General features: G+C 68.3%; 13 protein-coding genes and 1 tRNA gene. 10 read left to right on the forward strand and 4 right to left on the reverse strand.

Annotated features, from left to right (window positions below):
• The first annotated feature begins 140 nt into the window (after window positions 1-140).
• From IEW01_RS13430 to IEW01_RS13460, 7 genes are all read left to right on the forward strand, one after another.
• Window positions 141-1,112, forward strand: a complete 972-nt coding sequence (locus tag IEW01_RS13430; protein ID WP_188528530.1) for an XdhC family protein — start codon at window positions 141-143, stop codon at window positions 1,110-1,112.
• Window positions 1,112-2,119: a molybdopterin-binding protein gene (locus tag IEW01_RS13435; RefSeq protein WP_188528532.1), complete on the forward strand. Its 1,008-nt coding sequence runs from the start codon at window positions 1,112-1,114 to the stop codon at window positions 2,117-2,119. The genes IEW01_RS13430 and IEW01_RS13435 overlap by 1 nt, the downstream gene beginning before the upstream one ends.
• Window positions 2,120-2,226: 107 nt before the next feature.
• On the forward strand, window positions 2,227-2,712 hold the full coding sequence (locus IEW01_RS13440) for a (2Fe-2S)-binding protein (RefSeq protein WP_188528534.1): 486 nt from the start codon (window positions 2,227-2,229) through the stop codon (window positions 2,710-2,712).
• Complete coding sequence (locus IEW01_RS13445; RefSeq protein ID WP_188528536.1) at window positions 2,709-3,065, forward strand: hypothetical protein; 357 nt, start codon at window positions 2,709-2,711, stop codon at window positions 3,063-3,065. The genes IEW01_RS13440 and IEW01_RS13445 overlap by 4 nt, the downstream gene beginning before the upstream one ends.
• A 96-nt stretch (window positions 3,066-3,161) precedes the next feature.
• Window positions 3,162-5,525 (forward strand): xanthine dehydrogenase family protein molybdopterin-binding subunit, encoded by a 2,364-nt coding sequence (locus IEW01_RS13450; protein WP_188528538.1) that lies wholly within the window; start codon window positions 3,162-3,164, stop codon window positions 5,523-5,525.
• A gap of 13 nt (window positions 5,526-5,538) precedes the next feature.
• The gene (locus IEW01_RS13455) at window positions 5,539-6,321 is read left to right on the forward strand and encodes an FAD binding domain-containing protein (protein ID WP_188528540.1); all 783 of its coding nucleotides are present in this window, start codon (window positions 5,539-5,541) and stop codon (window positions 6,319-6,321) included.
• A gap of 126 nt (window positions 6,322-6,447) precedes the next feature.
• Window positions 6,448-7,011: a hypothetical protein gene (locus tag IEW01_RS13460; protein WP_229738257.1), complete on the forward strand. Its 564-nt coding sequence runs from the start codon at window positions 6,448-6,450 to the stop codon at window positions 7,009-7,011.
• Between the two features lie 34 nt (window positions 7,012-7,045).
• Here IEW01_RS13460 and IEW01_RS13465 read toward each other — a convergent pair whose 3' ends face one another.
• Together IEW01_RS13465 and IEW01_RS13470 are read right to left on the reverse strand one after the other, a co-directional pair.
• Window positions 7,046-8,296: a tetratricopeptide repeat protein gene (locus IEW01_RS13465; protein ID WP_188528544.1), complete on the reverse strand. Its 1,251-nt coding sequence runs from the start codon at window positions 8,294-8,296 to the stop codon at window positions 7,046-7,048.
• A gap of 87 nt (window positions 8,297-8,383) precedes the next feature.
• Entirely contained in the window at window positions 8,384-8,983 is a 600-nt protein-coding gene (locus tag IEW01_RS13470) for a hypothetical protein (RefSeq protein WP_188528546.1), read from the reverse strand.
• 244 nt (window positions 8,984-9,227) lie between these two features.
• Here IEW01_RS13470 and infC point away from each other — a divergent pair, with 244 nt between their 5' ends.
• Entirely contained in the window at window positions 9,228-9,722 is a 495-nt protein-coding gene (gene infC / locus IEW01_RS13475; protein WP_229738258.1) for a translation initiation factor IF-3, read from the forward strand.
• 86 nt (window positions 9,723-9,808) lie between these two features.
• Here infC and IEW01_RS13480 read toward each other — a convergent pair whose 3' ends face one another.
• Complete coding sequence (locus IEW01_RS13480) at window positions 9,809-10,615, reverse strand: ferredoxin--NADP reductase (protein ID WP_229738259.1); 807 nt, start codon at window positions 10,613-10,615, stop codon at window positions 9,809-9,811.
• Window positions 10,616-10,864: 249 nt separating this feature from the next.
• Here IEW01_RS13480 and IEW01_RS13485 point away from each other — a divergent pair, with 249 nt between their 5' ends.
• Window positions 10,865-11,326: an Lrp/AsnC family transcriptional regulator gene (locus IEW01_RS13485; protein WP_188528550.1), complete on the forward strand. Its 462-nt coding sequence runs from the start codon at window positions 10,865-10,867 to the stop codon at window positions 11,324-11,326.
• A gap of 9 nt (window positions 11,327-11,335) precedes the next feature.
• On the opposite strand, the gene IEW01_RS13490 is transcribed toward IEW01_RS13485, so the two are convergent.
• Entirely contained in the window at window positions 11,336-11,839 is a 504-nt protein-coding gene (locus tag IEW01_RS13490; protein ID WP_188528552.1) for a Hint domain-containing protein, read from the reverse strand.
• 150 nt (window positions 11,840-11,989) lie between these two features.
• On the opposite strand from IEW01_RS13490, the gene IEW01_RS13495 reads away from it, so the two are divergent.
• Window positions 11,990-12,074, forward strand: a tRNA-Leu gene (locus IEW01_RS13495).
• The last annotated feature ends 115 nt before the right edge of the window (window positions 12,075-12,189 follow it).

A 12,189-nucleotide genomic window follows, 5' to 3' on the forward strand; every position in this document is an offset into this window, starting at 1 on the left:
TCAGCCGGATCGGTAACCCGGCAGGCGTTTCGGTGGCGAAACGCCGAGAGGGACCGAGGTATTTGCGGACCCAAGAAGACCGGGGCTTGCACAGGTGGGGGCGGCTCTGCCACCTTTCCGGGACGGATTTGGAGGCGCGCATGAGCGAGACGTTCGACAAGATACCCGAGACCGCGCTGGCGTGGCATCGGGAGGGCCGCGGCGCGGTGCTGGCGACGGTGGTGCAGACCTGGGGCTCCGCGCCCCGGCCCGTCGGCAGCCAGCTCGTGGTTTCGGGCGCGGGCGAGATCGAGGGCTCGGTTTCGGGCGGCTGCGTCGAGGGCGCGGTGGTGGTCGAGGCCGGCGAGGCGCTGGCCGCGGGCGAGAGCCGGGTGCTGACCTACGGCGTTTCCGATGACAGCGCCTTCGCGGTGGGGCTGGCCTGCGGCGGCACGGTGCGGGTTCTGGTCGAGCCGGTGGGGCCGCAGATTCCGGAGGCGATGCTGGCCGAGCTGGTGGCTGCGCGCGCGGCGCGCCAGCCGGTGGCCTACGTGGTCGATACCGCCACCTGGGAGCGGCGGCTGGCCGGCGCGGGCGCGTTCGCCGACCGGTTCCGCGCCGATCGTTCGAGCTTCGAGGAGGATGGCGCGACTTTCGTGGCCGTGCACAACCCGCCGCTGCGGATGATGATCGTGGGCGCGGTGCACATCGCGCAGGCGCTGGTGCCGATCGCGCGGCTCGCGGGCTACGACCCGGTGATCGTCGACCCGCGCGGGGCCTTCGCCGCAGCGCACCGCTTTCCGGGCGAGGAGATCCACGAGGACTTTCCCGACGAGGTGTTCCCCGAGCTTGGCCTCGACGCGCGCACCGCGGTGGTGACACTGAGCCACGACCCCAAGATCGACGACCCCGCGATCGAGGCGGCGCTGGGCTCGGAGGTGTTCTATCTCGGCTGCCTCGGCTCGACGCGGACCCATGCCAAGCGGGTGGAGCGGCTTGAGGCGCGCGGCTTCAACGCGGCGCAGATCGCGCGTATCCACGCCCCCGTGGGGCTCGATATCGGCGCCAGGAGCCCGGCCGAGATCGCGATTTCTGTGATCGCCGAAGTGACCCAGCGGCTGAGGCAGGGCTGATGGAGTTCGGTCCGGTTGCCCCCGTCGATGCGCGCGGCGCGGTGCTGGCCCACAGTGTCGCGCTGCCAAGCGGCAAGCTGCGCAAGGGGCGGGTTCTGACCGCCGAGGATGTCGCGGCCCTGGCGGCGGCGGGCGTGGCGCGGGTGACGGTGGCGCGGCTCGGCCCCGGCGATATCGACGAAGACGCGGCGGCGGCGGCGCTGGCGCGCGCGCTGGTGCCCGATCCGGAAGCGGTGGGGCTGCGGCTGGCCCGGGCGCATACCGGCCGGGTCAACATCCATGCCGAGGGCATCGGCCTCGCCCGGCTCGACGTGGACCGGCTGCATGCCGTCAACGCGGTGTCGGAGCTGATTTCGCTCGCCACCGTCGCGCCCTGGACGCGGATGGCGCCGGGCGGGCTGGTGGCGACGATGAAGATCATTCCCTACGGCATCGACGCCGGGCTGGTGGCGCAGGCCGAGGCGGCCGGGCGCGGCGCCCTGGCGCTGGCCCCGATCCGGATCGGTGAGGCCGCGCTGATCGTGACGACCCACGCGGCGGGCTCGACCGAGGAAACCGGGAAGGGTCACGCCGCGATCGAGGCGCGGCTCGAGGCGCTGGGCATGCGGCTGGCGGGGGTCACGCAAGTGGCGCACGACGTCGACGCGCTCGCCGCCGCCATCGCCGCGGCGCAGGCGGGCATGGTGCTGGTGCTCACCGCCTCGGCCACGTCCGACCCGCGCGACGTTGGCCCCGAGGCGCTCCGGCGCGCAGGCGGGCGCGTGACCCGCGTCGGCATGCCGGTCGACCCCGGCAACCTGTTGTTCTACGGCGCGCTCGCCGATGGCAGGCCGCTGATCGGGCTGCCCGGCTGCGCCCGCTCGCCGGCGCGCAACGGCGCCGACCGGGTGCTCGAACGCCTCGCCGCCGGGCTCGACCTCACCCCGGACGAGGTGGCCGCGATGGGCGTGGGTGGGCTGTTGAAGGAGCCGCCGGGACGGCGGCAACCGCGGGAAAGCTCACGCTAAAGCGTTCATATTCAACAGGTTGAATGAAAATTTCCGAAAAAACATTTGGGCGAATCCGCGCCTTGGTGCTTAACTCGCTGCAAAACAGGATTTCCAGGGAGGACAACATGGCCCAGGTCAGCATGACCGTGAACGGAACGCCCGTGTCTGGCGAGGTCGAGGGGCGCACGCTGCTGTCGACCTTTCTGCGCGACACGCTGGAGCTTACCGGCACCCACGTGGGCTGCGATACCGGCCAGTGCGGCGCCTGCACGATCCACGTCAATGGCGCCTCGGTGAAGAGCTGCAACATGTTCGCGCTCGAGGCCGATGGCGCGGCGGTGACGACGATCGAGGGCATGGCCAATGCCGACGGGTCGCTCGGCACGATCCAGCAGGCGTTCCAGGATCATCACGGGCTGCAATGCGGCTTCTGCACGCCGGGCATGGTGATGACCGCGGCGGCGCTGCTCGAGGAGAACCCCAAGCCCACGGAGGCGGAGATCCGCAGTTATCTTTCGGGCAACCTGTGCCGCTGCACGGGCTATCACAACATCGTCAAAGCAATCCTGGCAGCTTCGGGCCAGGAGGTTGCCAAGGAGTTTGCCGCATGATCCGGGCGGCAACGCTCGCGCTCGCCCTGAGCGGCCTTGCCGCCGCCCCCGCGCTCGCGGAGGGCTGGTCGATCACCAAGCTGGGCACGATGCCGAGCGAGCAGATCTGCATGGACAAGGCCCGCCTCGTCATCAACCGCTACATTTTCGCCAACGGCGGCGGCAACACCGGCGAGGACTCCTGGTCGCTCTATGCCTACAACCTCGAACCGGGCGGGCAGGATATCGTCATCATGTGCCCGATCGGAGGCGGTGGCGCGGTCAACGCGATGCTGGTGATACAGAGCGAGTCCAGCGGCGACGACCGGAGCTGGGCGGCGCAGGAACTCGTCGCGATCTGGAACAGCAACTAGGCGCGGCGGCGCGTGTCCGCGCCCGTGCGCGGACACGCGGATAACCATGATCGACGGGGCCCCGGAAGGCCCCGCGCAGAAAACAGGGAGGATGAAATGCCCGCAGACGGAGGCATCGGCGCGCCGAACAAACGGCGTGAAGACGTGCGGTTTCTCACCGGCAAGGGCCGGTATACCGACGACATCAACATGCGCGGGCAGGCCTATGTCTGGTTCCTGCGCTCGAACGTGGCGCATGGCCGCATCACCTCGATCGACACCGCCGCGGCCGCGGCCATGCCCGGCGTGATCCGCGTCTTCACCGGGGCGGATTTCGAGGGGGTGGGCAGCATCCCTTGCGGCTGGCAGGTGACCGACCGGCACGGCGAGCCGATGCAGGAGCCCGCGCATCCGGTGCTCGCGCAGGGCAAGGTGCGCCATGTCGGCGATCCGATCGCCGCCGTGGTCGCGGAAACGGCGGAGCAGGCCCGCGACGCGGTCGAGGCGATCGAGGTCGAGATCGAGGAACTGCCGGCGGTGGTCGACATGAAGGCGGCGCTCGAGGAGGGCGCGCCCAAGGTACACGACGATCTGACCTCGAACCTCTGCTATGACTGGGGCTTCGTCGAGGAGAACCGCGAGGCGGTGAACAAGGCCTTCGACGAGGCGGCCCACGTCACCACGCTGGAGCTGCGCAACCAGCGCCTCGTCGCTAACCCGATGGAGCCCCGCGTGGCGATCGGCGATTACGCCGCGCACAACGACGAGAGCACGCTTTATACCACCTCGCAGAACCCGCATGTGATCCGCCTGCTGATGGGCGCCTTCGTGCTCGGCATCCCCGAGCACAAGCTGCGGGTGGTGGCGCCCGACGTCGGCGGCGGCTTCGGCTCGAAGATCTTCCACTACGCCGAGGAAGCCTTCTGCACCTTCGCGGCCAAGCAGCTCAAGCGGCCGGTGAAATGGACCTCGACCCGCTCGGAAGCCTTCATGACCGATGCGCACGGGCGCGATCATGTCACCAAGATCGAGCTGGCGCTGGACAAGGACAACAACTTCACCGCGCTGCGCACCGAGACCTATGCCAACATGGGCGCCTACCTCAGCACCTTCGCGCCCTCGGTGCCCACCTGGCTGCACGGCACGCTGATGGCGGGCAATTACCGCACGCCTCTGATCTACGTGAACGTGAAGGCGGTGTTCACCAACACCGTGCCGGTCGACGCCTATCGTGGCGCCGGGCGGCCGGAGGCGACCTACCAGCTCGAACGCGTGATCGACAAGGCCGCGCGCGAGCTGGGCGTCGATCCGATCGCCTTGCGGCGGCAGAACTTCGTCACCGAGTTCCCATATGCCACGCCGGTGGCGGTGGAATACGACACCGGCGATTACGTGGCGACGATGGACAAGCTCGAGGAGATCGCCGATCTCGCCGGCTTCGAGAAACGGCTGGAGGAGTCGAAGGCGAGCGGCAAGTTGCGCGGGCTCGGCGTCAACTGCTACATTGAGGCCTGCGGCATCGCACCCAGCCATCTCGTCGGCCAGCTCGGCGCGCGGGCGGGGCTTTACGAGAGCGCCACGGTGCGGGTGAACGCCACCGGCGGCCTCGTGGTGATGACCGGCAGCCACAGCCACGGGCAGGGGCACGAAACCGCCTTCCCGCAAGTGGTGGCCGAGATGATCGGGATCGACCCGAACATGATCGAGATCGTCCACGGCGACACCGCCAACACCCCGATGGGCATGGGCACCTACGGCTCGCGCTCGCTCGCGGTGGGCGGCTCGGCCATCGTGCGCGCGACCGAGAAGATCATCGCCAAGGCCCGGAAGATCGCGGCCCACCTGATGGAGGCGAGCGAGGGCGATATCGAGCTGAAGGACGGCCAGTTCACCGTCGCGGGCACCGACAAGTCGGTGGCCTGGGGCGACGTGACGCTGGCAGCTTACGTGCCGCACAACTATCCGCTCGAGGATATCGAGCCGGGGCTGGAGGAAACCGCGTTCTACGATCCGAACAACTTTACCTATCCGGCGGGCGCCTATGCCTGCGAGGTCGAGGTCGACCCCGAGACCGGCAAGGTCACGATCGAGCGTTTCGCGGCGGCCGACGATTTCGGCAACATCGTGAACCCGATGATCGTGTCGGGCCAGGTGCATGGCGGGCTCGGGCAGGGGATCGGGCAGGCGCTGCTCGAACAGGCGGTGTATGACGAGAACGGCCAGCTGCTCACCGGCTCCTACATGGATTACGCCATGCCGCGCGCCGATGACGTGCCGTTCTACGCGATCGACCATTCCTGCGCCACGCCCTGCACCCACAACCCGCTCGGGGTGAAGGGCTGCGGCGAGGCCGGGGCGATCGGCTCGCCGCCCGCGGTGGTCAACGCCGTGGTCGACGCGCTGCAGCGCGCCGGCAGGAACGTGACCCATATCGACATGCCGCTCTCGCCCTCCCGGGTGTGGGAAGCGATGAACCAGTAAGGAGGACGAACAGATGTATGCATTCGATTTCGAACGGCCCTCCACCCTCGATGAGGCGGTCGCGGCGCTGGGCGCCGAGGGCGCACAGGCGCTCGCCGGCGGGCAGACCCTGATCCCGACGCTCAAACAGCGGCTGGCGATGCCGGAGACGCTGGTTTCGCTCACCGGCCTTGCCGAGTTGAAGGGGATCAGCGCCTCGGGCGGTGTGCTCACCGTCGGCGCCGCCAGCACCCATGCGGAGGTGGCGCGGCAGACGGATCACCCGGGCCTCGCCGGCCTCGCCGGCGGCATCGGCGATCCGCATGTGCGCAACCGGGGCACCATCGGCGGCTCGGTCGCCAACAACGATCCTTCCGCCTGCTACCCCGCCGCCGTGCTGGGTTCGGGCGCGATGGTCGTCACCAATGCCCGCGAGATCGCCGCCGACGATTATTTCACCGGCTTGTTCGAGACCGCGCTGGAGGAAGGCGAGATCATCACCGCGCTGCGCTTCCCGATCCCCGAGAAATCGGCCTACGTGAAGTTCGAGCAACCGGCCTCGCGTTTCGCGCTGGTGGGCGTCTTCGTCTCGAAGAGCGAAGGCGGGGTGCGGGTGGCGGTTACCGGCGCCTCGGAAGAGGGCGTTTTCCGCTGGAGCGAGGCCGAGGCGGCGCTGGCTTCGGATTTCTCGCCCGCCGCGCTCGACGGGCTTTCGGCCTCGGCCGAGAACCTGATTGGCGATATCCACGGCTCGCCCGCATATCGCGCGCACCTGATCGGGGTGCTGACGAAACGGGCGGTGGCGGCGGCGGCCTGATCCCGCCGACGACCCGAAAGCAAGGCCCCGGGGCAATCCCGGGGCCTTTTGGTGTTGTGGCATGTCATGGCGCCGTTGCCCGCCATGGGATAGACTTTCCCTGTTCACATCCAAAGAGGGATGACCATGTCCGACCGCGGAACCACTTATATCGACGTCCCCGAAGCCGTCGGGGTGTTTGACGATTTCAAATCCATGCAGGCCGCGATGTATGATCTCATGATCGCGGGCTTCAGCCGCTATGACATCTCGGTGCTCGGCAGCGACGAAGCCGTGCGCGAAAAGCTCGGCTCTGCCTTCTGGCAGTCGAAGGATCTCGAAGACGACCCCGACGCGCCGCGCGCCGCCTTCGTCTCGGAAGAGGCGATGGGCGAAATGGAAGGCGCGATCGTGGGCGGGTTCCTGTTCCTGGGGTCCTCCATCGCGATGATGGCGCTGCTGGGGCCGGCCTCGACGCTGGCCGCATCTGTGGGCGTTGCCGCGATCGGCGGGGCGCCGGGCGCGGTGATTGGCACGCTCCTGGCGCGCCGGGCCGACAAGGGGCATCGCGACTACTACAAGAAGCAGATCGAGAATGGCGGGATCCTGGTCTGGGTGCGCACGGTGAACGAGGAGAAGGAAAAGCTCGCCACCGAGATCATGCAGCGCCACTCGGGCCGCGACGTGCACATGCACGGCTGGAGCGAATAGGCCCGCGTCCGGCCGGCGATGATCGCGGGCGGCTCTAGTCTCGGCCCGCGAGAATAGCGCGCATCGCCGCGCGCGAGCCGCCGCCGATCACGCCGTCGATCGGCCCGCTATAGGTTCCCGCCGCCTGCAGCAGCCGCTGCAGCGCGCGCGCGGTTTCATCGTCCCAGGTGCTGGCCATCCGGCTCGCGGGCCAGCCGTCGCCGGCTTCGAGCGCGCGGATGTAGAACGCGGCGGCGCGCCCGGGATCGCGTTTTTCCGCGGCCCGTTCGTAGACCTCGCCGATGTAGGAGAGCGCCTCGACGCGCCCGGCCATGCGGGCCTTGTGGAACCAGCGCAGCGCCGTGACCGGATCGCGGGGCACGCCGTGGCCGAGCAGGTGGAGATTGCCGAGCGCGAGCATGGATTGCGCTTCGCCGGCCTCGGCGGCGCTTGCATACCACCGGGCCGCCGCGCCGGCGTCCTGCGGTGTGCCGATCCCGTTTTCGAGCATCCACGCGAGGTTGCCCATCGCCACCGGTTCCCCACCCTCGGCGGCGGCGCGGTAGAGCGCAACGGCGCGGGCCGGATCGCGCGCGACGCCTTCGCCCTGGGCGTGGAGCCAGCCGAGGTTGTTCATCGCCATCAGGTTGCCGGCCTCGGCGGCCTTGCGATACCAGTCCGCCGCAAGGGCGGCATCAGCCGCCATGCCGATCCCCATTTCGGCGGCCCAGCCCAGCTCGAACTGCGCTTGCGGCAGGCCCAGCTCGGCGGCGCGGCGATACCAGCGCAACGCCTGCACCGCGTCCGCCTCCACCCCGAGCCCGCCGGCATGGGCCCAGCCCAGTTCGAAGGCCGCATCGGCCACGCCGGCACGGGCGGCTTGCTCAATCGGGGCGATGGCATCGGCGGGGCCGAAGGGCAGGCCGTTATCGTCGCGGTAGAGCAGCCCCAGCCCGAGCCCGGCGCGGGCATGGCCGAGGTCTTGCGCGGCGAGATAGGCTTCGCGCGCCGCCTCCGCCGCGCCTGCGGCATGCAGGGCGCGGGCGTGGTTGTAGGCCATGCGCCCGTCGTCCGGCGGCGCCGCGCGCGCCTGCGCGCAAGCGGTGATGGCGGGGGCGGTGTCGATGGCGGCGAAGTCGGTCCCCGTGATCCCCGCCGGCAGGTCATCGCCGGGGTGAGCGGCGGCGGTATCGCAGGCGAGGGTGGGGGGCGACAGATCCGCGCCGTCCTGTGCGAACAGCGCGGTGGTGGCGAGGGCGGCAGCCAGAAGGGCGCCAACCGGTGCCGTCTTGGTGAACAGGCGCATCGTCTTTCCCCTTGTCGGGGCGAGATTAGCCTTGCGCCGAGGCAGGTGCAACGCGCCCCGGGTGTTCCGGGGCGCGCGCGGGGAGGGTCAGATACCCATCGCCTGCTTGATCTGGTCGATCACCGCCTCGATTTCCTCGGGGCTGTCGCCGGCGCTCTCGACCGCGGATTTGAGCGTGGCTTTCTGGGCTTCGCCGAGGTCGCTCTGGTCGATCATCATGGTGATCTTTTCGGCGTCGAAATTCTCGACGGTCAGCAGATCGGTGATCGACATCGCGCTCTCGGTGCCGGTCTCGGCAGCCTCGGCGGCGGTTTCGCCGGTGGTATCGGCCGTGTCGTCAACCGCATCGCTCATGGAGTCCATGGCGTCGCTTGCCGCTTCGCCGGCCGTGTCCATCGCGCTGTCGACCGCGTCCGAGGCCGCATCGTTCATCGCATCGGTGGCGTCGGAGGCGGTATCGGCCATGGCGTCGGCGGCGTCCTGAGCCGCGCCGGTCGCATCGTCCAGCATGCTGGCGTCTTCGTCGGCCTCGGGCTCAGCCTCGGGTTCGTCGGCCGGCTCGGTGGCCTCCGGCGTCATCACCGGAGTTTCATCCTCGGTCAGATTCCCATCCTGCGTGGCCCACCAAGCATAGCCGCCGATAGCGACGGCGATCAGCAGGATTAGCGTGATCCACGTCTTGTTCATCTTGACTTTCCTTCCTAGTGCGGGTGCACGTCGCGCCCGCTTCCCTCACCTCTTCAGGTGGCCCCGGAGCGCACAAAGTGCAAGAGGAGTCCGATCGGGGGGCGTGATCCGGCAGAAATCGGCTTGAAAGGCGCGGGGCGGCGCTTTACCTTCCGCGTTCGAACACTTGCGAAACCGAAGAAGGAACGCGACCATAGCCCGCAGACCCCATAATGCCCCGCCGACGCGCGACACCGGACCCCGCGTGAACGACCGCATCCGCTGTCCAGAAATCCGGCTGATCGGAGCCGAGGGCGAAAACCTCGGCGTGGTCACGCCCGAACGCGGGAGAGAACTGGCCGAACAGGTGGGGCTCGATCTTGTCGAGATCTCGCCCAATGCCGCGCCGCCGGTCTGCAAGATCATGGATTTCGGCAAGTTCAAGTATGAAACCCAGAAACGCGAAGCCGAGGCGCGCAAGAACCAGAAGACGATCGAGGTCAAGGAGGTCAAGTTCCGCCCGAACACCGACATCCACGACTACGAGGTGAAGATGCGCAACGTGGTGAAATTTCTCACCAACGGCGACAAGGTGAAGATCACCCTGCGCTTCCGGGGCCGCGAGATGGCGCACCAGAACCTCGGGCGCGAGTTGCTCGAACGCGTGGCCGAAGACGTCAAGGAGATCGGCAAGGTCGAGAACATGCCGAAGATGGAAGGCCGCCAGATGATCATGATGATCGGACCTCTGACGCGCTGATCGCCTCGCTTCGTGCGAATGAAAAACCCCCGCCAGCGGCGGGGGTTTCTTGTTGCGGGGGTGTCGCGTCGGCGCGCCTGCTGCGCTCAGTCGACGAAGGCCTTTTCCACCACGTATTCCGCCGGCTCGGAGTTCGCGCCCTCGTTCAGGCCCCAGCCTTCGAGGATGTCCTTCATGTCTAGGTTGAAGGCGAGCGAGCCGCAGACCATGCCGCGGTCGGTTTCCGGATCGAGCTTGTCGATGCCGAGGCCAAGATCGGCAAAAGCCTTGCCGGAGATGAGGTTTTCGGTGATCCGGCCCTTGTGGGCGAAGTCGTCGCGGGTGGTGGTGGGGTAGTATTTCAGCTTGTCGCCGACGAACTCGCCGATCAGCGGATCATTCGGCAGGCTTTCGACGAGCTGGCGGCCGTATTCCAGTTCGGCGGCGTCGCGGCAGGTGTGCATCATGATCACCTCGTCGTAACGCTCGTAGGTGTCGGGCTCGCGCATCAGCGAGGCGAAGGGGGCGATGCCGGTGCCGGTGGCGAAGAACCACAGCCGCTTGCCGGGCAGCAGCGCATCGAGCACCAGCGTGCCCACCGGCTTGGGGCGCAGGATGATCTCGTCGCCCGCCTTGATGTGCTGCAGCCGCGAGGTGAGCGGGCCGTCCGGCACCTTGATCGAGTAGAATTCCAGCTCCTCGTCCCAGGACGGCGAGGCAATGGAATAGGCGCGCAGGAGCGGCTTGCCGTTGTCGCCCATCAGCCCGATCATCACGAACTCGCCCGAGCGGAAGCGCAGCGATTGCGGCCGCGTGCAGCGGAAGCGGAACAGCCGATCGGTGTAGTGCTCGACCTCGGTCACGGTCTGGGCGTCGGGCAGGGTGGGCACGGGCTTGATCTGGGCGTCGGTCACTGTTGGGCTCTCATTATCGCGAAGACGGGGAGGCGGAGCCCGAAGGCTCCGCCCGTTCCGCAATTCTATATAGGAAATACCGCTTTGCGGTCCAGCAACGATGGCGCGACGGATGGTCATAGGCAACCCGGTGGGGCGGGGGCGCTTGATCACGGGTCGGTTTTGGAACATTGTTCCGATTCTGGACGGCGGGTCCGCTCACAGGGAAACACTGTTCCGTTTCGGCGGGGCTAAAGGATGGAGCAAATCATGGCGCAGGGGCTCGACGCGATCGACCGCAGGATCCTCGGCGAATTGCAGGCCGATGCCAGCCAGTCGCTCGACACGATCGCCGAGAAGGTGGGGTCGTCGAAAACCCCGGTCTGGAACCGGATTCGCAAGATGCGCGAGGCCGGCGTGATCGGGCCGCAGACGGTGATCGTGGACGCCGAGAAGCTCGGGTTCGACGCCTGTTTCTTCGTGCTGGTGCGCACCTCCGAGCACGAGGCGGACTGGCAGGCGGCCTTCCTGCGCGCGCTCAAGGCGCGGCCGGAGGTGATGGAGGCGCACCGGCTCGCGGGCGAGATCGACTATATCCTGAAGGTGCGGGTGAAGAACGCCCGCGCCTATGACGCCTTCTACCAGGCGCTGATCTCGGAGGTGAAGATCTTCAACGTCACCGCGCTGCTGTCGATGGAAGAGATCAAGTTCACCACCGCGCTGCCGCTCTGAGCGGGTGTGTCAGGCCGCCGTGCGCGCCGGCATCTTCGCACTCGCGACCTGGAACCGGCCGCCGGCGATCTGCACGAGGTGCTGGGCGTCGTCGAAATGCAGCTGGAACAGCCTGAGCCTGTCCGCGCCGCCGAGCCGGGCGATGTGGGCGCCGTCGGCGAGCCGCCCGGCCTCGACCAGCGCGCTGTGCTTGCCGAACAAGGCCGCGGCCCGCCAGTCGCGCAGCAGCAGCCGGGTCTGCGCCGAGATCAGGAAATCGCGCCCCGCGCCCGCCGGGTCGGTCACCGAGGGGCGCACTCGCAGCACCTGCGCGCGCGGCACGAGGCGGACGACGATCCGGGCGAGCCGGATCGCGCCCCTGTCCCACGTCACGATGCGGTCGCCGGGTTCGAGGAATTCGACGGGCATTTCGCCCTCGGTGGTGAGAACGCCGGTGCCGGTGCCGAAGCCGGACCGGCACGACGAGAGCGGCACGCGGATCGACCGCGCGCGCCCGGGAAACGCCTGGGACATGGGATACCTGCTCAATCTGCCTGTCATCTTTTTTTTCCGACGGTAGCCGAAAAGACGGTGTGCCGCACCGGTTTTTTCGTGGTCCGGCATGCGGGCGCCGTCACAATCCCTCTCGCGCGCGGGCGCGCGGGATGCTAGACCGCGCCGCGTGCGGGTGTGGCGGAACTGGTAGACGCACCAGATTTAGGTTCTGGCGCCGCAAGGCGTGGGGGTTCGAGTCCCTTCACCCGCACCAAGCACGATCCTGCCAAAGGCAGGATCTGTGCCCCGCAGGCGAATTTCGCAGAAATTCTGCCGGGAGGGTGTCCCGCCGATCCTGCCAAAGGCAGGATCTGTGCCCCGCAGGCGAA

This window comes from Sinisalibacter lacisalsi (genome assembly GCF_014640115.1).
In the GTDB taxonomy this organism is placed as follows: domain Bacteria; phylum Pseudomonadota; class Alphaproteobacteria; order Rhodobacterales; family Rhodobacteraceae; genus Sinisalibacter; species Sinisalibacter lacisalsi.

Excerpts from the sequence above, each read along its gene's own strand:
- IEW01_RS13430 (WP_188528530.1), top strand. The coding sequence starts at position 141 with ATGAGCGAGACGTTCGACAAGATACCCGAGACCGCGCTGGCGTGGCAT.
- IEW01_RS13435 (WP_188528532.1), top strand. The coding sequence starts at position 1,112 with ATGGAGTTCGGTCCGGTTGCCCCCGTCGATGCGCGCGGCGCGGTGCTG.
- IEW01_RS13440 (WP_188528534.1), top strand. The coding sequence starts at position 2,227 with ATGGCCCAGGTCAGCATGACCGTGAACGGAACGCCCGTGTCTGGCGAG.
- IEW01_RS13445 (WP_188528536.1), top strand. The coding sequence starts at position 2,709 with ATGATCCGGGCGGCAACGCTCGCGCTCGCCCTGAGCGGCCTTGCCGCC.
- IEW01_RS13450 (WP_188528538.1), top strand. The coding sequence starts at position 3,162 with ATGCCCGCAGACGGAGGCATCGGCGCGCCGAACAAACGGCGTGAAGAC.
- IEW01_RS13455 (WP_188528540.1), top strand. The coding sequence starts at position 5,539 with ATGTATGCATTCGATTTCGAACGGCCCTCCACCCTCGATGAGGCGGTC.
- IEW01_RS13460 (WP_229738257.1), top strand. The coding sequence starts at position 6,448 with ATGTCCGACCGCGGAACCACTTATATCGACGTCCCCGAAGCCGTCGGG.
- IEW01_RS13465 (WP_188528544.1), bottom strand. The coding sequence starts at position 8,296 with ATGCGCCTGTTCACCAAGACGGCACCGGTTGGCGCCCTTCTGGCTGCC.
- IEW01_RS13470 (WP_188528546.1), bottom strand. The coding sequence starts at position 8,983 with ATGAACAAGACGTGGATCACGCTAATCCTGCTGATCGCCGTCGCTATC.
- IEW01_RS13485 (WP_188528550.1), top strand. The coding sequence starts at position 10,865 with ATGGCGCAGGGGCTCGACGCGATCGACCGCAGGATCCTCGGCGAATTG.
- IEW01_RS13490 (WP_188528552.1), bottom strand. The coding sequence starts at position 11,839 with ATGTCCCAGGCGTTTCCCGGGCGCGCGCGGTCGATCCGCGTGCCGCTC.